The following is a 20,493-nucleotide window of genomic DNA, read 5'->3' on the forward strand; positions in this document are numbered from 1 at the left end:
CATTACTTTATAAAAATGGTTACGCTTTTTGGATAATTCGGTAAACCGTTGCTGTTAGGAAAAATGCCGCAGAAACAATGATGATGGATGCGCCTGATGGCACTGGTAGCTCAAGCTCCATTGGCAGTATGGTTCCTACTAAACACGCAATGGTTGCCAATAAAGAAGAAAGGAGAACAAAACTGCCCATGCGTTTAGTCAATAACCGAGCCGTTGCACCAGGAATCAGTAGCAATGCACCAACCAATACCGCGCCAATAATCTTTACCGCGGCGATGGTGACCAAGGTGATCATCATGACAAATAAGTAATCATAAAAGCTGGTATTAAAGCCGCGTACACGTGCAATATCCGGGCTGATACAAGTTAGCAAAATGCGGTTAAACGTTGGAATAAGAAGCAGTAATATGATCAAACAACTGATCGCTAAAATAAGGATATCGTTGTCCGTCACAGTCAAGATCGAGCCAAACAACACGTTCTCCAACATGTGAATGTTGATCTTGCGAGCAACGTACATTAACAGCGCAGCACCAACCGCTAACGCTAGTGCAAGAAAAACCCCAACCAGTGTGTCGTAAGGTACATTCGTACGATTACGAACAAAGTGAAGTAACAGCGCAAAAATCATACAAAAGCTAAACAATCCGATGATCGGATTCTCTGGCGGCTCACCGAGCAACACACCAATCGCGATTCCGGTAAGCGCAGCATGCCCAACCGCTTCAGAGAAAAAAGCCAGTCGCTTGGCGATGACTAATGTACCAAGACCACCAAGTAATGGCCCTAATATCAGCGCTGCCACAATTGCGTTCACCATGAAAGCATAAGAAAAGCTATCGCTTAACCATCCAGCTTCAACGCCGCTAACCGCTAACTCTCGCAACCAATCCATTATGCAGCCTCCACTTTTGCTGTGTAGTGCTTGAATAATGTTTCTATACGATCAGGACTTAGCACATCTGAATGGTGCCCTGACGCCACAATTTGACGATTTACAACATGGACCTGCGCATCTAAACGGCGCACTGCGGTCACGTCATGGTGCACTGCCAGTACCGTTTTGCCTTCTCCAACGACTTCATGAATCAAACCTTCAAGATATCGAACACCTTGCTCATCCATGCCAGTTGTAGGTTCGTCTAAAACCAATAAATTGGGCTCATCCAGTAAAGCTTGCGCAAACAAAACACGCTGTTGCTCACCGCCAGAGAGTTGCCCCATACGACGATCGCAACGCGTTGCCATACCCACGCGATCCAGCTGGGCCAGGGCATGTTGAGTTTGTTTCGTTTTACGTCGCCAAAATAGAGGGATACGAGTTTGGTTAAGCAGTACAAAATCCATCACGGTTAACGGGAGGCTTGCTTCAAACATCGCTTTTTGTGGCACATACCCTATCTTCCCCGATGCAGCTGATGGTTCTGGCCAATTGAGCGCTATGTTTCCCGAAAATGGCGTGAGTCCAAGTACCGAACGAAGCAAAGAGGTTTTACCACCGCCGTTCGGTCCCATAATCACGTGACATTTCGCGTTCTCGAATTCGGCGCTGATGTTCTGCAAAATGATATTGTCGGCGTATTTTAGGCCCACGTTACTTAAGGAAACGGAAGGTCCAGTCATTACGCCTTTTCCCCTGCTCGCTTACTCGCCACAAATTTCATGGCTTCGATTAGTGTTTCCACATTATCTCGCATCTCAACCTCGACTTTATCAGCCTCATACTCACCGTGAGTCATGTGAGAAAAGCGATAAAGCTGCACCCCAGTCGCCTCTTCGATGGTATCAACAAAGCGATTCGGCATATTGAGCTCATAAAACAGCACATCAATGCCCGATTCACGAATTTTCTCTATCGTTTCCTGTAGCTGACTTGCACTTGGTTCAACACCATGAGCAGGCTCAATGACAGCGGCAACGTCAACACCAAACTCCTGAAGGATATATCCGTAAGCATTGTGGGTTGTCGCCACCTTCATACCAGCCGTGTCCAACTCACCAAGAGACAACATTGCATCACGCTTCATCAGGCGAAATGTTTTCGCGTATTTACGAGCATTTTGGCGATAGAACGTAGCATTGTCTGGGTCCAATTGGCTTAGCTCACTCGCGATGGTGTAAACCTTTTGAATGGTTGTTGATAGACCGACAAAGGTGTGAGGGTTCACTGCTCCTTGACCAACAGACTGCCCCATAGCGGGCAATAAAGGCACTTCTTTGTTCGCTTCGATAACCACGAGATCATCACGCTGAGAAGCCTTGATCACTTTCAGTGCAAAATCGTCATGACCAATACCATTGATCACTATTACGTCCATTTCATTTAAGCGCTTAAGATCATTAGGTTGTGGCAAATAGTTGTGAGGATTAAAACCAGCATCAACCAAAGGAACGATGTCCGCCTTCTCACCAACAACGGCTTTAACATAGCTGTAATAAGGTTGAAGCGTAATACCAATACTGAGTTTATCGGCAGCAAAGCCAGTAGAAGACACCGTCAATAACGCGGTGGCTGTAAGAATACGACGTAAAAGAGAGCGTTTGATCATAGTACTTATCAATTATGTTGTCTTAATGGGCGTGAGAATGAGAGGAAGAGTCTGACAGAACGATTTGTTTCCACCCGAAATCGTGGCGTTTAGCTAGATCGCTTAGTCCCTCCACATTTAACGAACGGCTAGAATCATTAAACCAAATATCAGCTTGAGAACTGCGGCTATCCAACAGCATGGAAGCAGAGCCTTGGGCACTGGTCTTCACGCCAATGTAGACACCGTCATCAATTCGTTGCCACTGATGAGAACCTTTACGCTTCCAGTTTTGGTCTTTCACGAACGGAGCAATCCAAAGCACCTCCATATCAGAGATCTCAGGCCAAGTTCCGGTATCTAACTGCAAATCACGAATCTCTTCATGAGCGAGCTTAAGCTCAGCGATCAACCCCAACTCATTTTGATGTAAATCCGTGATTAACACTTGATGAGACTGCATGTCTGACTTTTCAGTCGCGACCTGATGGTAGGGCATAAGTATGGCTGCTGAACTGAGAATTGCTGCGATTGTCAGTGCGACCCACTTTCCTTCTCGGTTACCATCATCAGGGCGAACTTTCTGTACACTCATTTCTCTTTCAGCTCAACGATATCCACTTCCACCGGGCTTTCATGTCCGGCATCAAATACCAAATAGAAATCTGTTTCAGGGTGAGTAAATTCTGCGATGGAACGCTTATCTGTTTTTTCTTTGGCGATCAGATTGTCGTCGTAATCGTACATTTCGACATCGTAGTCGACTGCTGTCGATCCATCCGAGTAGCCCGCTTCACAAATCACTTTATCTTGCGCCAAGTGACAGCTCATCAGAGGAAAATGTGCAGCAGCGTGAAAGGACGCAAATCCAGAAAAAAGCAAAACCGCTTTTAGAAGAGAAGTGTTATTCATGATAATTCCAAAATGGCCCAGCAATTGCTGAGCCTAATTCGATTAGTTAAGTTGAGTTTCAAACGTAAGGTGAACATTGGCACTCGCTTTATCCGCCAATGGATTATCTTTTAATTCACCTTTGTAGTTCGCTTTCATTAAGTAGCGCCCGGCGACTTCTGGCGTGAAGATCACTTTGCCATCTTTATCGCTCACCACATCGATTTGTTCTTGATGGTTTCGGTACATGGTACCTTCACGTGTAATCTCAGCAGTAACGCCCTCTTGTGGCTCTCCGTTAAAGAAAAACTGGAAAGTCACAGGCTCACCTTCAATGATGTCCGATGGATGCGTGATCGGTTTCATCTCCAGCATTTTGCCTTCAATCTCCAACGCTTTGTCCGTTGGCATACCAACCGTAATGTAGCTTTCTGCTCGGGTGTAACTTAGTTGAGTAACCACATCACGCGCTTGCTCAGGAAGCACGTCACCACGCTCAGCTTTGTTTGCTCGCGCCCATTTCACCGTATCACGACGGCCCGCTTTGTATTGTGTGTAGTAGCTCGGCTGATTATTAATCGCGACTTTGTGCGTGCCTTCTTCTGTAAAAAAGAAATCAAACATAGAGCGACGCTTGCCACGAACAACAAAGTTAGGACGCTCAGAGCGACCATCCGGCATCACCACAAATGCCTGATCACTACCCGCAGGCTTATCAAAAACAAACGTTCCGTGAGAGGCAGTAACATCAAATGTCAGCCAGTCACCGCCTTCTTTAGAAACCGTAAAGTGAGAGGGCAGAACCCAACGTGGATGTGCTTGTGCGGTGGTGGTTACAGCCAATCCCATTGCCATTACACTCGCCAATGCCACTGCTTTCATTTTGGTTTTCATTGTTGTGTCCTTTAATCACTTAACTTGATAATTGACGGTGATGACACCCGTCTCTTGTGTTGGTTTAAGCTCATAGCGCACGTCACTGTCCGCTAGCGTTATTTTTTGACGTAAGTAGTTTCGCCCACCGTGTTCACGAACGACCTCGACGTACAACGTGTAATTTCCTTGTTCCAAACGCTCCCCTGCGTCATTGGTTCCATCCCAGACAAAGCGGTATTGACCAGCAGGACGTGTTGCAGAAGTCACCGCATCAACAAGTTCACGATCATAACGACCCGCTTTTCTCCACCAGCTGCGTAGATCTTTTAACCATTCGTCTTTCCCTACCCATAACTGGATGGTTTTAACCGGTTTACGCTGATCGTTTTCAACCCAAACCGCCACATAAGGGCGTGCATACATTGAGGTATCTATCTTTGGAAGTTCGAGTTCGAAGTCGACCTTCGCGTTATCTGGTAGAGGCGCCGCGGAAAGAGAGAAAGGAGTAAAAGCCGCGATCAAAGCGGCTTTACAAAAGTGATTACGGCGGAAAAATCTTCCTGTGTTCAACATAAGTGTTCTCTAAAAAAGCTGTTATGGAACAGCAACAAAATAAATTACGAGCGACAGTAACGTACCAAAGCTCATCCATTGCATTGACGTTCTGAGCGTCTTCTTCTTAGGCAGTAACAAGCACACGCCTGTAAGAACAAAAAACACCATCAAAAGCGCAGTGACGTCGATAAACCACTTCCAAATCCCACCACTGTTGCGTCCTTTATGTAGATCGTTCAGCAGCGCAACAATACCGTAGTGCGTCGTTTCGACGTCTGCTGCACCAGTAGTCATATCAATAAAGACCGTAGCGTTATAACCCGGGCCTTTAAAATCCATAGAAAGCTCTCCGAGTAACAACTCACCTTGCTCAACTTCGGTATACACATCTAGTGCGGAGGGAGTGCCGCGAAGCTCGGTTTCTTTAGTCAAGAAAGCCACCAGCCCTTCACGATTAGGTTGAAAGGTATCTGAATGTGAGAATAAAACTGAGTGCGGAACCGTCAGAGTATGTTGTTGAATGATAGGTTCGCTGCGTTCAAACAATTCGGGGCGATTGAGGGTAATACCAGTTACTGCAAAAAACAGCGTAACTAAGAGAAGAGCCATCGAAATATAGATATGTAGGCGGCGAGCCCAAGTTTGAACACCTTTGCTTTTAAGCAACATAGAAACAATCATCACCAATAAATGTGGGGCATAATTTAGGTGATAATCATTCGTATTGGCATTTAATTTACATTGTTTACTTTAAACAAAAAAATACCCGAGACTGAGCTCGGGTATTTAATAAAAATGTTCGCTATGAGTTCTGCGTCGATTCTACTTTGCGTAGCTGTGATAGATACTTAACCCAACTCTTTGCCTGATTCGATGGCTTAATCTCATTCGCTCTTTTGGCATTAGCGAGCGCATCGTCAAACCGCTTAAGTTTGTAGTAAGCGCGAGTTTTGATAAGTGCAACATCCGCTTTACGACCTCTGACCTTATCGAGCGCGGCAATGGCATCTTTATAATGGCCTTCTTGCACCAACAGTTGAGAATAGTTCCAGTAATACTGCCTATCTAGCTGAGCTGCAATACGCCAGCTATCAATAGACTCTTCCCACTCTTTTGCCATTTGCCAATACGTTGCTTGCTGAGCTTTTAGCTTACTATTCGAGTTTACATCCTCTAGCTCGTTCATCACCAACGCAGCTCTCTCAGGAATACCTCGTTTCGCGTACAATTGTGCCAGCAGCTTTAAGTCATCTTGGCTAAGTTGTAACCCTTTCAGTTTTGCCAACGCCAAAGAGTCTAGGGCACGTTTGTTGTCATCAACCCGTAGGTATAGAGCAACAAGCTGACGCCACCATTCAATTCGCTCAGGTTCAATCACGATTAAGCGTTTGATGGTCGAGATTGCCGGCTTCCACTTTTTCAGTTCTAGCTCAGCAGAAAGCTTTATCGACAATGCGCCAAGCTTGTCTGGCTGACCAAATTTCTCATAACGAGCCATTGCTGAAAGCACTTTTTGCCACTGACTCAGTTGATAATGAGATTGGGAAATACGCAGCCATAGCTCATGCGCTTTTTGACCTTTAGGAATGTTTTTGCTCAAGGCATAGTAATGAGGTAAAGCCTTAGAAAAACGTTGCTCGTTCAGCAGTATATCAGCCAACATTTTTCGGGTTTGCCATGCTTGCTCATCTTGTAGCAAACCACTATTGACTGCCAACTCAAGTTGCTTAATCGCCGCTTGAGTTTGCTCGTTCTGCCAGTAAAAAATACCCAACATTCGAGCGACATAAGCTTGGTCATATCCACGAGAAAGCTCCATAGCTTCAAGAGATGAAATTGCTTCTTTCAGTTTCTCTTCTTGAGCCAAATTATGTGCTCGTTGAACTCTCGCTGCGGTGTATTGGCTTAACTCACTGGCAATGGTTGAGAGTGCACTCAGGCTTAATACCGTACCGATTAAGAATTTTTTCATCATTTGGCTAACTTGAACTCCACTTTAGCGGTTTGTCCGAACTGCTCAATTGACACACCATCCTCAACTTTTGGCTGATACTTCCATTTTTTAAGCGCACGGATTGCTTCCCTTTCAAACATGCGCTCGGGCTCAGCCTCGATCACTTCAATATCTTTTGGTCGTCCAGTTGCATCGATCGTGAAACGCATAATGACATAACCTTCCACTCTACGTTTCAGCGCCTTACTTGGATAGCGAGGATCAACACGATACAACGGCAGTGCTTGCTGGTTGCCCATTGTTCCCTTCAAGTTTGGTGCACTAATCGCGATGCCTTCAAGGGCAGTGTTTAAACCTAAAGCACTGACTGGCGTCATCTGACTCATTGGTTCCATTTGAGTGTCAGCTTGAGACAGATCCATTGGCTCCGGCGCTTGAGGTGGTTCTGGTTGCTCCGGCACTGAACGTTGACGACGCTGCACGTCTGCTTCATTCTCTACCATCACCATATCAAAACGAACGGCTTCTGAAGCTTCTGGCGCACGCTGGTTGCCTTTATCAACCATCCACGCCATAAAGCTAAACAAGCTCACAGAAATTAACAGTGATGCTGGTAGTGCAAGTAACAGCCTGCCCATTAAGGTTTCTCCGCCGCCAATGCAATGTTCTTCACACCTGCCGCCTTTGCAGCGTCCATCACTTTCACGACAGTGCCATTGTAAGCATGCTCGTCAGCTTGGATAACTAACGAAGCATCAGGCTGATCAAGTAACAGGTGCTCAATAGAGGCCTCAACACGCTCAATATCAACCACTCGTTTGTCGATGTACACATCATTCGCTGCCGTTACTGCGATAAAAATGCCCGCGTCTTTTTGGCTTACTACATTAGAAGCCTGAGGGCGATTCACTTCTACACCGGATTCACGTACAAACGAACTGGTCACAATGAAGAAGATCAACATGATGAAGACGATATCAAGCATCGAGGTTAAATCGACTTGAGCTTCATCTTGTTGGTTAGGTCTGCGTCCGAGTCTCACTTTTGACTCCTTAAAGATTGTTCTAACTGGATAGCTTTTCGTTCACACACTTTGCTAAGGCGAGCATGAATAAACATGCCCGCAAGCGCTGCTACCATACCCGCCATGGTTGGCAGCGTAGCAAGTGAGATACCAGAAGCCATCAATTTCGGATTGCTGCTGCCTTGCGATGCCATTACGTCAAACACCGTAATCATGCCTGTCACCGTCCCTAACAACCCTAGCATTGGGCAAACCGCCACAAGTAGCTTAATAGTCGATAGGTTTTGGCGCAGTTCGATTTGCGCTTTTGCAATCCATCCTTCACGAATTTGATGCGCGTACCAAGAGTGGTGCTCTGATCTTGCTTGCCACTGCTCACAAAGCTGTTTTTTTACCCCAGGGAAAACCGTTGTGAGATAAATAACTCGCTCCATAACCAACAGCCAGCACACCGCCACGACGGCGGCCAACCACCATAGGATTTGACCACCTTGCTGCATAAAGCTCATCAAGGTTGTGGCCCAATCCTCACTGATCAAACCCAATGTGCTGAGTAGGATCTGCTCCATTACGCTGCGTTCTCCGCTAAGGTGTTAGAATGGCTTTTGTTACTCGGCATATCACGCTCAGCTTGTTCTGCAACTAAACCGATGCCTTGTTTTTCTAAGATACTGCGAATATTTTCTGCTTGAGAGCTCAATACGTTGTGCGCTAATAGCAAAGGCATGGCTGAAACAAGGCCAAGTACGGTAGTCACAAGTGCCATTGAAATACCACCCGCCATTACTTTCGGATCACCATTACCAAATTGAGTGATGACCTGGAAGGTTTCGATCATACCCGTTACCGTGCCTAGTAGGCCAAGCATAGGAGCTAGAGCTGCAAGAAGCTTAAGCATCGACAACCCTTTTTCTAGGTGGGTTTGCTCATCAACAACAGCTTCCAAAAGACGTAGTTCTAACGCTTCTACGCTGCGATGCTTGTCTTTCTGGTATACCGCTAGCACGCGACCCAAAGGGTTGTCTCCTGGCTGCGCTGGGGTTTTCAGTTGCTTCATGATTTTCTGGCGCGAAATCATCAGTGATGCACCACGTACGAGCGCAATCAATAGGCCGATAGCCAATAAACCAAGGATGATTTTACCGACAACGCCACCCGCATTTAGGCGATCAGCCAAAGTCGGTGAGTTTGCAAGCTGTTCAAGAAGAATGCCACGTGACGGATCAATGACAAGTGCATCAATGTCACCAGAGGAAATAGTATTCGCTGTTGGACCGTTCTCAGGCTGACGAAGATAGTTTACCGCGTCTCCGCGTTGACCATTCCACTTAACGTAGCCAGTCTTATCCAGCAGCGCCATAGAACCAAGACGAACACCATTAACCGTTTGTTCACGACCTTCGCCATTTAGCAGTGTGAAAGAGACGTTTGCCATTTCACCGCTTGCTTTGATTTGTTCTTCCATGCTGCGCCACATCGCCTGAAGTTGGGTCAACGTTGGCAGTGATTTAGCCGCAACAATAGCATCGATATCTTTCTGATATGAGTTTGCATCAACACCGGTTACTGAGCTTTTTAGCTCAGACTCTAGCTCTTTTGCGTTCTGGCGAACGACGCCAAATAACTCACCTAGGCTCCCGGTTTCTAGACGCAACTTTTCTTCTAGCTGTGCCAGTTCTGCTTCATTTTCACCGAAGGTAACACTTAATGAGTCCGCTTCTGCTTGAAGAGCAGCCCGCTCTGCCACCAATTTATTCTTTATAGTCTGTAGCTCTTGCTCTGTTTGCTTAAAACCTGATTCACGCGCGACATTGTGCGATTGCTGTTGACGATTTTCTTGCTGCGCCTTTTGTAACAACGCATCACTAGCAAAAGTTGTATGAGGCATTAATGCGGCTGTCGAGATTAATGCAACCGATAACCATTTTTTCATCATTTATTTGCCCTCCGCAGCGGTTAACGACACTGGCAGAGTTAACATGCTCGGCGCGATCTGTTTATTCGCCATAGCGAACGCTTTGTCTAGCTCTGATTTTTGCTCAGAACCCACTTGTTGCCATGCGTGTTGTTGCTGCGACCAGCTCCAAAATGTGTCACCAGATAAGCTACGCGCTACCAAAGACAAACGGCCTAAATAGAGAATGTCCGCCTCCACAACTTCATTGTCACCCAGGTTAATCTTGCCTTGGTAAACGCCAAGCTTGGTGCCGTAATCCATTTCAATTTGGTACGCTTCTAAAATACGACGAAACTTCTCTGCATCCGCAACGTCTGCACGCGTCATCATGGAATCCAGCTTTGCAATTCGCTCCTCACGTTGCGCTTTGCGTATAGGCTTGTCGTTAGCGACGAGCACTTTTAAGCCCTCAAGCATGTGATACATCAAAGGCACGACACCTTGACGAGTTTGAGCAATCTGCTCAATTTGCTCGTTCAAGCTATCAACTTCTTGATTTTGACTTTCAACAAGGCTTGCAAGATGATCGCGATAAATCTTCAAGTTACCGACTTCCTCTTGCAGCTGCTCAATTTCAGCTTCTAGAGTAAGTGATTTTTCTGCGCTTGCATCAATACGTTTTTGGCTTACCGCCGACGACTGGTTTGTTTTACTCTGCACAGCTTGTGCATCGTTTAAGTTCGCCGCGTGAGCGGGAATCAAAACCGATGATATCAACAGAGCGATACTTGATTTCATTAGATTCATACGAGTTATATTTCTGTGTTCCAAAAACGACCAAAGGGGAAGACTACCCTTCCCCTTTAATAATCAAATTGTTATCAGTACTTGAACTGGATTGTTGCCATGTAGTTGCGGCTTTCTCCAACCACAACCCCACTCGCACCTTTTTGCTCGCCATTCGTGCTACCACCACCTGCGAAGTAGTCAGTATCGAATAAGTTTTCGACATTGAATCGAGCAATAATATCCAAGTTCTCATCGTACTTATGTTTGTATGACACGCCCATATCAACGCGAGCGTAGCCATCTTTCTTGAAGGTGTTCTTTGCATCACCGTAGCGATCACCTTCATAAATCAAACCAAGGTTTAAGTTAGTGTTGTCTTGAACCTTGTAGCTAGACCATAGACTTGCCGAGAACTCTGGCACGTCTACAGGGCGGTTACCTTCATATCTTTCTGCCTTCTTAAGCTCTGCATCCAAATACATTGCAGAAGCGGTTAGCGACAACTCTGGGGTCACAAAACCTTGAGCCATTAACTCAGCGCCTTTGTGAACTTGCTCACCACCTTGCGTTTTCTTGTGTAGGAGATTGCCGCCCGCGTCTTTGCCGCTTTCAACATCCAGCGAGATGTTCTCTAACGTGATATCAAACACAGCACCAGATACAAATAAACGCTGATCAAACAGTTCCCACTTCGTACCGATTTCATAAGAGATACCACGCTCAGCGTCGAGTTTCTCACCTTCATTGATGTAGGTACGACTACCGTTGCTGACTTCACCTTGAGGCATGAAGCTTTCAGAATACTGAACGTAAACCGAGCCATTCGTCGATGGGTGGAATATCACACCTAACTTTGGAGAAACTTGGTTTTCGGTCAGTTCATCATCACGCTTTTCGTCATAACGAACACCTGCAAGCACTTGCCAGTAATCATTAATCGTCATCATATTTTGCGCGTAGATACCCCAAGTATCGTACTCAGCTGTTGGTGATTTCCTCGAACTACTATAGCTAGGCTTAGGCACCGTTTCTCCTGGCGCAATACTCGCCTCATTATGAAATGCCATAAAGCGATCATAACTGTAATCTAAGTAGTTAGCGCCCACTAACAACGTGTTTTCCGTACCGAACAAAGTAAAGTCCGTCGTCACATCTATATATGCAGTATCAAATACCCAATTATCGGAGCGATCGTTGCCTCGATGCTTAATCGTATTTAACTCTTCATACTGATCAAACTTAGGGTAAGACTCTACATCAAAACGCTTAAAGTCTTGGCGGTTGTAACCTGCTTTTACGTTCACGTTATCCGTGACTTGCGCATTAATATCGACACCGTAGTTTTCTACTTCGTTATCAATTTCAGACCACTGCGCATCCCAAATGTACTTATCACCGCGAACCGCTTTGCCATCAACAATGTATGCGCCAGAGTCCACGCTACCGTCGTCTTTCGTGCGATCGTAATGAGCCGATACCATAAAGTTGTCTGTGATATCGTACTCAACCACTAGGCCAGCTACCGTACGATCTGTTTTAGGCTCAGTGCCATCACCGTACCTGCGCCAAGAGCCGTAGCTTTCTTTGGCAAAAATTGCGCGCGCTCGCAGTGTCTCTGCATCATTTAGCGCGCCACTCACATCAAGCACAGTGCGTGAGTGATCATTCGAACCTAGATCTTGACTCAAACTTGCTTGTGTTTGAGTTGTTGGTTTTTTCGAAACCATGTTTACCAAACCACCCGGCTCAGATTTACCGTATAGCAGACCTGATGGACCTTTAAGCACTTCAACACGCTCTAAAAGCTCAATTGGCTGACGGTAGTGTGACCAGTGTTGACGACCATCACGAAGAAAACCGTCTGAACTGCTAAGTTCAAAACCACGTAGAGAGAAACGTTCGCGGTTACGGCTTGTACCACCCGCGCTAACACTTGCATCGTTACGTAGCACTTCACCAAGTGTACTTGCACGCTGCTCATCAATTACCGTTTCATCGATAACCGCTACTTGTCCCGGCGTTTCCAGCTGCGTCATTTCCATGCGCATTGCTGTACTGTTTGTATCTGCCTTGTAGCCGAACTCTCGACCTTCTACAACTACATGTTCGTCTGTTTGAACTTCCGCCACTGCAGGTGTTGCTAACACTGCACCGATCACTAACGCCAAATGGCTCTTAGTAAACATATCCTTTCACTCCGATTATTATTTTTCGGGTCACATACTTGTTGAATGCGATTCCCTCTTAATTATTTCGCGGGTGAATATAAGTGATAAGTATTACCATTTGCATTAAATTTACATTCTTTGCATTTGCAAACTTTTGTAAAGTACTCTCTGATGATGCGCCATGATAATGTGACATTAATCACAAAAATTACGACTTAATCATACTTATTGCTTGAACACTAAAGTAACCCTCAAACCGCCTTGCTCACGGTTTTTCGCCGTGACTGCTCCACCCATAATACGCATGGATTCTTTGACAATCGCAAGACCTAAACCGTAGCCACCAAGCTTTTTATCTCTAGAAGCATCTAAGCGTGTAAACGGATCAAAAATATCGACCAGCTTGTTCTCTGGAATACCAGGCCCATCATCAGATACTGACATGGTGGTGAACTGCTGCCCTTCTTTGACATAATTTTCCAGAGAAACTTCTATCTGAGATGCTGGTCCTGAATATTTAATGGCATTACCAATAAGATTGTTCAAACAACGAATGACCAGCGTTTCTTCACAAATGGCTTTAGCACATACAGCTTCTGAGCGGAAAGACAACGTCTGTTCTGACTTCAAATCTATTTTGCAACGTTCTACTTGCGGGGAGAGCAAAACTTCTAAATCACAGCGTTTCGTGGCTTTGTCGAAGCGCGCATTTTCCAAGCGACTGAACTCCAATATATCGCTGATCAAATGGTTTAGCTCTTTTGCTTCATCTTCTAGCCTTGCCACTAGGCTTTGCTCACTTTCTCCAACACGCTTTCGCAAAAGATGCAGAACCAAGTTCTGCCTCGCTAACGGCGTTCTCAATTCGTGAGAGACATCTCTTATAAGCAGTCGCTGCTTTTCAGCGAGAGAATGAATCTGTTGCGTCATGTGATCGAAATCTTGCGCTAACTCGTTAAACTCACGCGTGCTCGACTTCAGCTCTTTCACGACACTGACATTAAAATCGCCATTAGATAGCTTTTTGCTTGCTTCTCTCAATCGATCCAATGGTTGCTGTAAGTTACGTGCCATTAGCAGCGAAAAGAGCGCCAAAATAACCACTGCAATCACGACTTTGAGAATAGAGAAATACAGAATGAAGTCATTTGCAGGGTGCAGTCGATGTGGCAATTGAATCACTAAAGTATTGCCATGAACTAAAGGAATATTGATGATGGGGCGATTCACTTTCCCCTCAAGTTGATCATCAATGCTTCTCTTAAATTGAAGTTTGAACTCGAAGTGCGGATGCATCAGACGGTGCGTAACTGGTTGCTGATGTTCATTCAACACAAATAAATAAAAGTTTTGCGCATTTGCCCAGTCAGCAAGTTCGTCCATGTCTCCGTGCTCAATCAATACATTGGCTTGATGTGCAAGGTCTAGCATTTCTTCTCGCACACTATCGGGCACTTTCAACATGGCTTTCACCAGAGCTTGTTCCGCTAAGGATTGCACGACCAAAATACTAATGACAATTGCGGTCATGCAACTAAATAACTTGAACGCTAAGCTATCTTTACGTTTTGCAATAAAAGGTGGACATCGGAGCTTCATTAACGGTTTACAGCCTCTAAATAACTGTAACCTTTGCCACGGAAGGTTTTGATATGTTGCTTGGAAAGCCCCGCTTCAACTAACTTGCGACGTATGTTACTGATGTGCATATCAAGGTTGCGATCAAAAGGACTCAGCTCTTTCTTTAACACTTCAGTTTGAAGCTCTGCTTTTGAAATCACGACTCCTTGGTTTTTTACCAAGTAGCTCAATAGTTCAGCTTCCGTACTTGTGAGGGGTAAGCTATTAAGCTGGTCGCTGATCGTTTGAACGGTACTACACATCGTCTGACGTTGACGTTCCAAGCCAACACGACGAAGAATCGCTTTGATGCGCATTAGAAGCTCAGCGACATTAAAGGGCTTTCCGATATACTGATCGGCCCCCGCTTGGTAACCATCAAGCATCGAGTTTTCATCGTTGAGAGCGGTAAGCATTAGAATAGGTGTCGCGAAGCGCTGACAGATCCTACGAGCAACTTGCATGCCGTTAAGGTTTGGTAACATGACATCAAGCAATACAAGATCTACAGGCGTTTTTTCCATATATTGCAGCGCACTTTCACCGCAATGCACAGAAGATACGATGTAGCCCTCCTCTTGCAAAACCGCTTCTAACAGCTCACACAAAGGAACGTCATCATCGACTATCAAAACTCGTGACATTACCACTCACCATTCAAATAAAAATGGTTCGCATTTTATTACTCATTTACCAATTAAACAACTACACACTCTAAGGCTTTAAGTCCACAGGACTCAGTCCAAGAAGCAGCAACGTACTATTAGAGTTTAATGTTCACTTGTACTAAAGGTTCCTAACAATATGCACCTAGATATATCTTCATAGAAAAAACGAGTACAATCAGGCAACCGCAAAGCAAAAGATAAAGCGAATGGAAACGTTATTAATTGGTCACCGTGGCGTGGCAGGTTCATACCCTGAGAATACAAAAATAAGCATTCAGGCAGCCATTGACCTGGGGTTGAAGTGGGTGGAAGTGGATATACAGCCTACCAAAGATAATGTTTTAGTGGTTTGCCATGATCATACCGTCAATCGATGCAGCAATGGACAAGGGCGTGTTGATGAGCTCACCCTGGAAGACTTAAAAGCATTAGATTTCGGTAGTTGGTTTAGCACAGACTTTTCAGGCGAGAAGATCGTGACACTAGATGAACTGCTCACTTTAGCTACTGAGAATAAGCTTAACTTGAATATCGAAGTTAAAGTAGACAACCATCCAGCGGAAGAAGTGGCGCAGACTCTCGCCAATGCGTTAACAAAAAGTCCAATGCCGCAAGAGAATGTACTCCTATCGAGCTTTAGTCATGACGTCATTAGAGCGATGCACAAATACTGCAGTGGCTACCGATTGGGTGTGTTAAGTGAATTCTTTACGAGAAAAGATAAACGCCTTTTGGAAGAAGTTAGTGCCTATAGCTGCAACCTAAATATTAACTGGGTTCGTACTCGCCAGATAAACAAACTCCAACAAGCCGGTTACAAAGTGATGTGCTATACGGTGAACAATCCAAATAAACTGAAATACCTGCCTCAGTTAGACGGTATTTTTAGTGATCATCCACAGCGCTTTATGCCATAGCCTATAAGAGCCAGAACATTAAAGGGGACCTTTTGTTACCACTCAATCTGAATTGGTGTCCCCATCTCGACAAGCTGGATAAATTCGTCCATCTCCTCGTTGGTAATCGCAATACACCCATTAGTCCAATCAAAACTTTGGATGTAAATCGGCAACTGACTCTCACCGTTTTTTAAGCCATGAATTTTGATGTTCCCTCCAGGGGACACACCTCGGCGCTTCGCTTCCAACGTATCAATCGCATCAGGGTAACTGATATGCACAGAACGATAAAAAGCAGAGTCCTCTATAACATAATCTAGAGTGTATTCGCCCTCTGGTGTGCGATTGTCTCCCTCTTCTTGTTTATGTCCTTGAGGGTTCGCTCCTAAAGCAATTCGGTATTCTTTTAGCACTGCTCCTTGTTCCATCAAATACATTCGACGCTTAGACTTGTCGACTTTAACGAGGTCAACAGCTGCGTGAGTGCCAGAAGCAAACACACAACACAAGAACATAGAGCACCATTTTACTGACATTGTCGTAACGCCTAAGCTAATAAAGTGAACAAGAAAAGAGCGATAATGCTAGTCAGTTAATGCTCGTAAAGCAAACAGTATCTAATGCGGAACCATAAGATAGACTCGCTGAAAGGCGTACTTCTTATCGTTATTTGATACAACAAAAGTCAAAGAGAAGATTTCTCTATTCATTGCGGCTAAGTTGCATTACTTTATAAGCATATTTATTTATAAAGTCCGCACTTTTTGAGAGGGAACCATGATTAACATTGCTTTTTTTAGTGCAAAATCCTACGACGAAGCCTCTTTTAATAAAATTAAAAATAACCGCGATTTTGAATTTCACTATCACGACTTCCGATTAACCGAAAAAACAGCCAAGATGGCGCACGGCAGTGATGTCGTATGTGCGTTTGTTAATGATGATCTTTCAGCTCCTGTCCTTAAACAGCTTTCTCTGGGCGGGACCAAGCTTATTGCTATGCGCTGCGCGGGATATGATAAAGTTGATCAACAAGCAGCCAAAGAACTAGGCTTACAAGTGGTTCGAGTTCCTGCTTACTCACCAGAAGCAGTGGCAGAGCACACGGTTGGTTTAATGATGTGCCTAAACCGCCGTCTTCACAAGGCCTACCAACGCACACGTGACGCCAACTTCTCGCTAGAGGGTCTTGTTGGCTTTAACTTTTTCGGAAAAACCGTTGGTGTTATTGGTACGGGTAAGATTGGTATCGCGACGATGCGTATCTTCAAAGGGCTTGGCATGGAACTGCTTTGCTACGACCCCTACGAAAACCCATTAGCGCTAGAAATGGGAGCCCGTTACTGTTCGCTTGAAGAAATCTACGCTAATGCGGATATTATCTCTCTCCATTGTCCAATGAGTGAAGAAAACTATCACTTATTGAACGAAAAAGCCTTCGCGCAAATGAAAGATGGTGTAATGATCATTAACACCAGTCGAGGCGAGTTGCTAGATTCACTAGCGGCGATAGAAGCGTTGAAACAAGGTAAGATTGGTGCGCTTGGCCTAGACGTGTATGACAATGAAAAAGACTTATTCTTCCAAGATAAATCTAACGATGTCATTGTCGATGATGTTTTCCGCCGTTTATCGGCTTGTCATAACGTGCTGTTTACTGGCCACCAAGCATTCTTGACTCACGAAGCACTTAATAACATTGCCTCTGTGACGCTTGATAACGTCGAAGCCTTTTTCTCTGGTAACGTATCGGGCAATGAACTGATTAACTAAAGCCAGACAATCGAGAAGTATAGTAGAGCGTGTGATCTCAGCTATGCTATACTCCTCGACTATTTAAAATTTGAGCCAAATTACCATGAGCATAAAAACTGATATTCAAAAGCTGCACAACCGTTTAGATACATGCCAACGTAAACTTGATGCGGCACGTTCTCGTGGTGATCACGAAATGATTACAAAGTTCACGGATGAAGTAGAACAGCTTACCAAAAAGCTTAACCAGTTAAAGCACAAGCAAAACTATGAGCTGAACAAAGAACGTAAAAGCTTACTTGATATGCCTTTCTCTCGTGAAATCACCAAAGCAGAACAAGCGGACATCGGCAAACTGAAAAAACGCGTACGCGGCTTAGTAATCGTTCACCCATTAACAAAAGTTGGTAAAGAACTTCGCCTTGATGTGATGACAGGCTTTGCGCCAAAAGAGTTTTAAAACTCGCATTAACATTTATGGAGCCCAAGCATTTGCTTGGGCTTTTTATTTTGTACTGCTTCATTAGATTTCATCGAAATATCAATCCATAAGCTATTAAAAAGGCCAGCGACAAAAGCCACTGACCTATTTCGACCAATATCGTCCGCATTATATCTCAACGTTACGACAGTTGCTGCAACTTGTGCTCCACAACGGGATCATTCGGAACCAACTGCTGAGCGACTTCCAAAAGTTGTACTGCATCTTGCGGGTTGTCATACTCATGCTTAAGTGCAATATCAACAAGTGGCTGAATATCGATTTGTGCTTGATGCTCCTTCACATGTTCTTTCTTTTCTTCAATTAGTACATTATGAGCGGTACTCAGTAAGTTTAAACGATGCTGTGAGCTCGCATTCGCCTTGTTAAGGCACTGATAGTAATCTTCTTTTAAGCGCAGCGTTTTGGTCTGATGACGAAACTGCGCTATATCTATCTTCTGATAACGTATAAAGTCTACGGCCACTTGCTTATAAAAACCGAATTTATTCAAATACGTCGCGTGGGTACCATGTCCCATCCCGAAGACTCTTAAGTGAGTGAGCTCTGGGTAGCGTTTGGCGTGAAGGCGGTCGATTTCATTAGTTGGATCATAAATGATGTAGCCTTTTGCATCGCCAAGGTCAAGGTCGTGATACTTTCCTTCCCAATCAAATTGTTGGGCTAATTCAGTACTTGGCCTATCATCCCATGGCACCAAAACTTTGTTTTTTGTGCTGACCGGGTGAAACATCAATACTTGATCCAACTTTAATAGATTGGAAAAGGCACCAATAGCAAAACCACCGCGGCTAAGTCCATAGCCTAAACGACATTCAAAGGGCTCAAGTAAAGTCGACAGTTGCTCTAGAAAGAAAATTAAATTACGGCTACGAAACCAGTTACTTTTCCCAAGATGCTGAAATGAAATAATATTTACTTTTTGTTTCTGGGCTAAGCGATAGCCCCAAGGCGCAAAGTCTGAGTGTAAGTCCTGTACTTGTAGATTCGTACCAGCAGGGGAAAAGGTGAACAACAACGGTTTATTGCGGTCGACAAACTCATACTTAACAAATACATCATCAAGTAAGTCCTCCCCGGACATCGGTGGCCTGGTTTGCTGTTCTTCACGAGAAAGAGCCAGCCATTCATCCAACCAGTACAGTAACTTCATTAATCCTCCATCTAAATTGCGCCTAGCAATTGTGTTAAAAATCTAGTTTTAGTGTGTGATCATCTCCCCCTGGTTACAGGGGACTCTGATATCAGTCCTCTTTTAAAACAAAGCGTGAATTTGCTTATTAAATTGGTCAATATCTAAGGTTTGATGGCGAACAAACTCCTGCGCCACCAGATTAAAAAATTCTAATTTATCTAATTGTGTGGATTGAGTGCCGTGTCCCATACCGACGACTTTTAAATGGGTAAGCTCTGGATAACGTTTAGCATGGAGACGATCAATGCGATTGGATGGGTCATAAATAATATAACCTTTGGCATTGCCCAAATCTCGATCATGGTAGCCGCTTTCCCAAGCAAACTGCTGAGCAAGCTCAGTACTCGGCCGATCATCCCAAGGCACTAACGCTTTATTTTTAGTGCTAACAGGATAAAACAACAAAAGATGTTCTAGTTTCAGCAAGTTAGCGAACGCGCCAATTGCAAAGCCACCTCGACTTTGCCCATAACCCAAACGACATTTGAAGGGATGAAGCAACTCAGATAGCTGCTCCAGAAAGAAAATCAAATTCCGACTACGGAACCAATTACTTTGTCCTAAATGTTGAAAGGCAATAATGTTTACTTGTTGTTGTATTCCGAGCTCGTAGCCCCAAGGAGAAAAATCCGGAGTTAAATCTTGTACCTGCACATCAGTACCGGAAGGAGAAAATGTAAACAACAATGGCTTGTTAAGATCAACGAGTTCATACTTCACAAACACATCATCAAGTAAATCGTAGCCAGAGATAGGTAAAGCCATCTCTTGTTCTTGTTGAGTAAGAGCTTGCCATTCATCTAACCAGTAAAGTAGCTTCATTTTTTCTCCAAGTACATTTGCAGTATTTAGACTGGGACTCTATCAAAATGCGTTTAAGCATCCCACGTTGAGACTTAACAAAGCTCTATTTGAAGCCCAAATGAGACGTATGGAAATGTCTTCGATTGAAGGTATTACTGCGTAAACTAAACCCAATGTAGGTACGCAAAAACTTGGAGAAAGAGCTAGAGAAAAACCAATTAGAAGTTTCGATAACAGCGGTTAAAAAACAGCAGATACAAAAAAACCGCTGTAAGAACAGCGGTTTTTTTAAAAGTGGCGGAGAGATAGGGATTTGAACCCTAGATACGCTATTAACGTATGCCGGTTTTCAAGACCGGTGCTTTCAA

The 20,493-nt window shown here is 44.5% G+C and carries 23 protein-coding genes; 3 read left to right on the top strand and 20 right to left on the bottom strand.

All coding sequences use genetic code 11. From position 1 onward, the window contains the following. Positions 1–19: 19 nt before the first annotated feature. The 17 genes from R7044_RS03375 to R7044_RS03455 form a co-directional block, all read right to left on the bottom strand. Positions 20–895, bottom strand: a complete 876-nt coding sequence (locus R7044_RS03375; RefSeq protein WP_005393560.1) for a metal ABC transporter permease — start codon at positions 893–895, stop codon at positions 20–22. Continuing rightward, a complete protein-coding gene (locus tag R7044_RS03380; protein ID WP_025768067.1) occupies positions 895–1,623 on the bottom strand; it encodes a metal ABC transporter ATP-binding protein in 729 nt (242 codons plus the stop codon). Before R7044_RS03380 ends, R7044_RS03375 begins: the two co-directional genes overlap by 1 nt. Beyond that, entirely contained in the window at positions 1,623–2,549 is a 927-nt protein-coding gene (locus tag R7044_RS03385; protein WP_005374249.1) for a metal ABC transporter solute-binding protein, Zn/Mn family, read from the bottom strand. The genes R7044_RS03380 and R7044_RS03385 overlap by 1 nt, the downstream gene beginning before the upstream one ends. A 22-nt stretch (positions 2,550–2,571) precedes the next feature. Beyond that, positions 2,572–3,123 carry a DUF6162 family protein gene (locus tag R7044_RS03390; RefSeq protein ID WP_225455352.1) on the bottom strand — a complete coding sequence of 184 codons (552 nt, stop codon included), beginning with the start codon at positions 3,121–3,123 and terminating at the stop codon, positions 2,572–2,574. After that, positions 3,120–3,440: a hypothetical protein gene (locus tag R7044_RS03395; protein WP_005374251.1), complete on the bottom strand. Its 321-nt coding sequence runs from the start codon at positions 3,438–3,440 to the stop codon at positions 3,120–3,122. The genes R7044_RS03390 and R7044_RS03395 overlap by 4 nt, the downstream gene beginning before the upstream one ends. A gap of 42 nt (positions 3,441–3,482) precedes the next feature. Further along, on the bottom strand, positions 3,483–4,313 hold the full coding sequence (locus R7044_RS03400) for a DUF4198 domain-containing protein (protein ID WP_005374252.1): 831 nt from the start codon (positions 4,311–4,313) through the stop codon (positions 3,483–3,485). Between the two features lie 15 nt (positions 4,314–4,328). Beyond that, the gene (locus R7044_RS03405) at positions 4,329–4,868 is read right to left on the bottom strand and encodes a DUF2271 domain-containing protein (RefSeq protein ID WP_017635538.1); all 540 of its coding nucleotides are present in this window, start codon (positions 4,866–4,868) and stop codon (positions 4,329–4,331) included. A 21-nt stretch (positions 4,869–4,889) separates the two neighbouring features. Further along, positions 4,890–5,519: a PepSY-associated TM helix domain-containing protein gene (locus tag R7044_RS03410; RefSeq protein ID WP_005374254.1), complete on the bottom strand. Its 630-nt coding sequence runs from the start codon at positions 5,517–5,519 to the stop codon at positions 4,890–4,892. A gap of 133 nt (positions 5,520–5,652) precedes the next feature. Then, on the bottom strand, positions 5,653–6,825 hold the full coding sequence (locus R7044_RS03415) for a tetratricopeptide repeat protein (protein ID WP_017635539.1): 1,173 nt from the start codon (positions 6,823–6,825) through the stop codon (positions 5,653–5,655). After that, the gene (locus tag R7044_RS03420; RefSeq protein ID WP_005374256.1) at positions 6,822–7,442 is read right to left on the bottom strand and encodes an energy transducer TonB; all 621 of its coding nucleotides are present in this window, start codon (positions 7,440–7,442) and stop codon (positions 6,822–6,824) included. The genes R7044_RS03415 and R7044_RS03420 overlap by 4 nt, the downstream gene beginning before the upstream one ends. After that, the gene (locus R7044_RS03425) at positions 7,442–7,846 is read right to left on the bottom strand and encodes an ExbD/TolR family protein (protein WP_005374257.1); all 405 of its coding nucleotides are present in this window, start codon (positions 7,844–7,846) and stop codon (positions 7,442–7,444) included. Before R7044_RS03425 ends, R7044_RS03420 begins: the two co-directional genes overlap by 1 nt. Further along, a complete protein-coding gene (locus R7044_RS03430) occupies positions 7,843–8,397 on the bottom strand; it encodes a MotA/TolQ/ExbB proton channel family protein (protein WP_017635540.1) in 555 nt (184 codons plus the stop codon). Before R7044_RS03430 ends, R7044_RS03425 begins: the two co-directional genes overlap by 4 nt. After that, positions 8,397–9,764: a MotA/TolQ/ExbB proton channel family protein gene (locus tag R7044_RS03435; RefSeq protein ID WP_085569257.1), complete on the bottom strand. Its 1,368-nt coding sequence runs from the start codon at positions 9,762–9,764 to the stop codon at positions 8,397–8,399. The genes R7044_RS03430 and R7044_RS03435 overlap by 1 nt, the downstream gene beginning before the upstream one ends. After that, a complete protein-coding gene (locus R7044_RS03440) occupies positions 9,765–10,532 on the bottom strand; it encodes a DUF3450 domain-containing protein (protein ID WP_085569258.1) in 768 nt (255 codons plus the stop codon). It lies immediately after the preceding gene. A 74-nt stretch (positions 10,533–10,606) separates the two neighbouring features. Further along, positions 10,607–12,700, bottom strand: coding sequence for a TonB-dependent siderophore receptor (locus R7044_RS03445; protein ID WP_161440718.1), 2,094 nt, complete (start codon positions 12,698–12,700; stop codon positions 10,607–10,609). Between the two features lie 207 nt (positions 12,701–12,907). Next, positions 12,908–14,281, bottom strand: coding sequence for a sensor histidine kinase (locus R7044_RS03450; protein WP_017819704.1), 1,374 nt, complete (start codon positions 14,279–14,281; stop codon positions 12,908–12,910). Beyond that, entirely contained in the window at positions 14,281–14,946 is a 666-nt protein-coding gene (locus R7044_RS03455; RefSeq protein WP_005386018.1) for a response regulator transcription factor, read from the bottom strand. The genes R7044_RS03450 and R7044_RS03455 overlap by 1 nt, the downstream gene beginning before the upstream one ends. Positions 14,947–15,176: 230 nt before the next feature. On the opposite strand from R7044_RS03455, the gene R7044_RS03460 reads away from it, so the two are divergent. Beyond that, complete coding sequence (locus tag R7044_RS03460) at positions 15,177–15,887, top strand: glycerophosphodiester phosphodiesterase family protein (RefSeq protein ID WP_017819703.1); 711 nt, start codon at positions 15,177–15,179, stop codon at positions 15,885–15,887. A 35-nt stretch (positions 15,888–15,922) separates the two neighbouring features. Here R7044_RS03460 and R7044_RS03465 read toward each other — a convergent pair whose 3' ends face one another. After that, complete coding sequence (locus R7044_RS03465; protein ID WP_017819702.1) at positions 15,923–16,405, bottom strand: L,D-transpeptidase family protein; 483 nt, start codon at positions 16,403–16,405, stop codon at positions 15,923–15,925. A gap of 241 nt (positions 16,406–16,646) precedes the next feature. On the opposite strand from R7044_RS03465, the gene R7044_RS03470 reads away from it, so the two are divergent. Beyond that, positions 16,647–17,642, top strand: coding sequence for a 2-hydroxyacid dehydrogenase (locus R7044_RS03470; RefSeq protein WP_054579202.1), 996 nt, complete (start codon positions 16,647–16,649; stop codon positions 17,640–17,642). Positions 17,643–17,727: 85 nt separating this feature from the next. After that, positions 17,728–18,084 (top strand): YibL family ribosome-associated protein, encoded by a 357-nt coding sequence (locus tag R7044_RS03475; protein WP_005374274.1) that lies wholly within the window; start codon positions 17,728–17,730, stop codon positions 18,082–18,084. Between the two features lie 163 nt (positions 18,085–18,247). On the opposite strand, the gene R7044_RS03480 is transcribed toward R7044_RS03475, so the two are convergent. Together R7044_RS03480 and R7044_RS03485 are read right to left on the bottom strand one after the other, a co-directional pair. After that, the gene (locus tag R7044_RS03480) at positions 18,248–19,279 is read right to left on the bottom strand and encodes a cytosolic protein (RefSeq protein ID WP_205391285.1); all 1,032 of its coding nucleotides are present in this window, start codon (positions 19,277–19,279) and stop codon (positions 18,248–18,250) included. Between the two features lie 102 nt (positions 19,280–19,381). Next, complete coding sequence (locus tag R7044_RS03485; protein WP_064354473.1) at positions 19,382–20,143, bottom strand: hypothetical protein; 762 nt, start codon at positions 20,141–20,143, stop codon at positions 19,382–19,384. Positions 20,144–20,493 lie beyond the last annotated feature (350 nt).

It is taken from the genome of Vibrio sp. 1402 (assembly GCF_033340275.1).

Bases quoted from the DNA above. Each gene is read 5' to 3' on its own strand.
- R7044_RS03420 (WP_005374256.1), bottom strand. From the start codon at position 7,442: ATGGGCAGGCTGTTACTTGCACTACCAGCATCACTGTTAATTTCTGTG.
- R7044_RS03375 (WP_005393560.1), bottom strand. From the start codon at position 895: ATGGATTGGTTGCGAGAGTTAGCGGTTAGCGGCGTTGAAGCTGGATGG.
- R7044_RS03450 (WP_017819704.1), bottom strand. From the start codon at position 14,281: ATGAAGCTCCGATGTCCACCTTTTATTGCAAAACGTAAAGATAGCTTA.
- R7044_RS03415 (WP_017635539.1), bottom strand. From the start codon at position 6,825: ATGATGAAAAAATTCTTAATCGGTACGGTATTAAGCCTGAGTGCACTC.
- R7044_RS03390 (WP_225455352.1), bottom strand. From the start codon at position 3,123: ATGAGTGTACAGAAAGTTCGCCCTGATGATGGTAACCGAGAAGGAAAG.
- R7044_RS03405 (WP_017635538.1), bottom strand. From the start codon at position 4,868: ATGTTGAACACAGGAAGATTTTTCCGCCGTAATCACTTTTGTAAAGCC.
- R7044_RS03485 (WP_064354473.1), bottom strand. From the start codon at position 20,143: ATGAAGCTACTTTACTGGTTAGATGAATGGCAAGCTCTTACTCAACAA.
- R7044_RS03380 (WP_025768067.1), bottom strand. From the start codon at position 1,623: ATGACTGGACCTTCCGTTTCCTTAAGTAACGTGGGCCTAAAATACGCC.
- R7044_RS03475 (WP_005374274.1), top strand. From the start codon at position 17,728: ATGAGCATAAAAACTGATATTCAAAAGCTGCACAACCGTTTAGATACA.
- R7044_RS03430 (WP_017635540.1), bottom strand. From the start codon at position 8,397: ATGGAGCAGATCCTACTCAGCACATTGGGTTTGATCAGTGAGGATTGG.
- R7044_RS03465 (WP_017819702.1), bottom strand. From the start codon at position 16,405: ATGTCAGTAAAATGGTGCTCTATGTTCTTGTGTTGTGTGTTTGCTTCT.
- R7044_RS03455 (WP_005386018.1), bottom strand. From the start codon at position 14,946: ATGTCACGAGTTTTGATAGTCGATGATGACGTTCCTTTGTGTGAGCTG.
- R7044_RS03440 (WP_085569258.1), bottom strand. From the start codon at position 10,532: ATGAATCTAATGAAATCAAGTATCGCTCTGTTGATATCATCGGTTTTG.
- R7044_RS03435 (WP_085569257.1), bottom strand. From the start codon at position 9,764: ATGATGAAAAAATGGTTATCGGTTGCATTAATCTCGACAGCCGCATTA.
- R7044_RS03445 (WP_161440718.1), bottom strand. From the start codon at position 12,700: ATGTTTACTAAGAGCCATTTGGCGTTAGTGATCGGTGCAGTGTTAGCA.
- R7044_RS03395 (WP_005374251.1), bottom strand. From the start codon at position 3,440: ATGAATAACACTTCTCTTCTAAAAGCGGTTTTGCTTTTTTCTGGATTT.
- R7044_RS03470 (WP_054579202.1), top strand. From the start codon at position 16,647: ATGATTAACATTGCTTTTTTTAGTGCAAAATCCTACGACGAAGCCTCT.
- R7044_RS03385 (WP_005374249.1), bottom strand. From the start codon at position 2,549: ATGATCAAACGCTCTCTTTTACGTCGTATTCTTACAGCCACCGCGTTA.
- R7044_RS03460 (WP_017819703.1), top strand. From the start codon at position 15,177: ATGGAAACGTTATTAATTGGTCACCGTGGCGTGGCAGGTTCATACCCT.
- R7044_RS03410 (WP_005374254.1), bottom strand. From the start codon at position 5,519: ATGTTGCTTAAAAGCAAAGGTGTTCAAACTTGGGCTCGCCGCCTACAT.
- R7044_RS03400 (WP_005374252.1), bottom strand. From the start codon at position 4,313: ATGAAAACCAAAATGAAAGCAGTGGCATTGGCGAGTGTAATGGCAATG.
- R7044_RS03480 (WP_205391285.1), bottom strand. From the start codon at position 19,279: ATGAAGTTACTGTACTGGTTGGATGAATGGCTGGCTCTTTCTCGTGAA.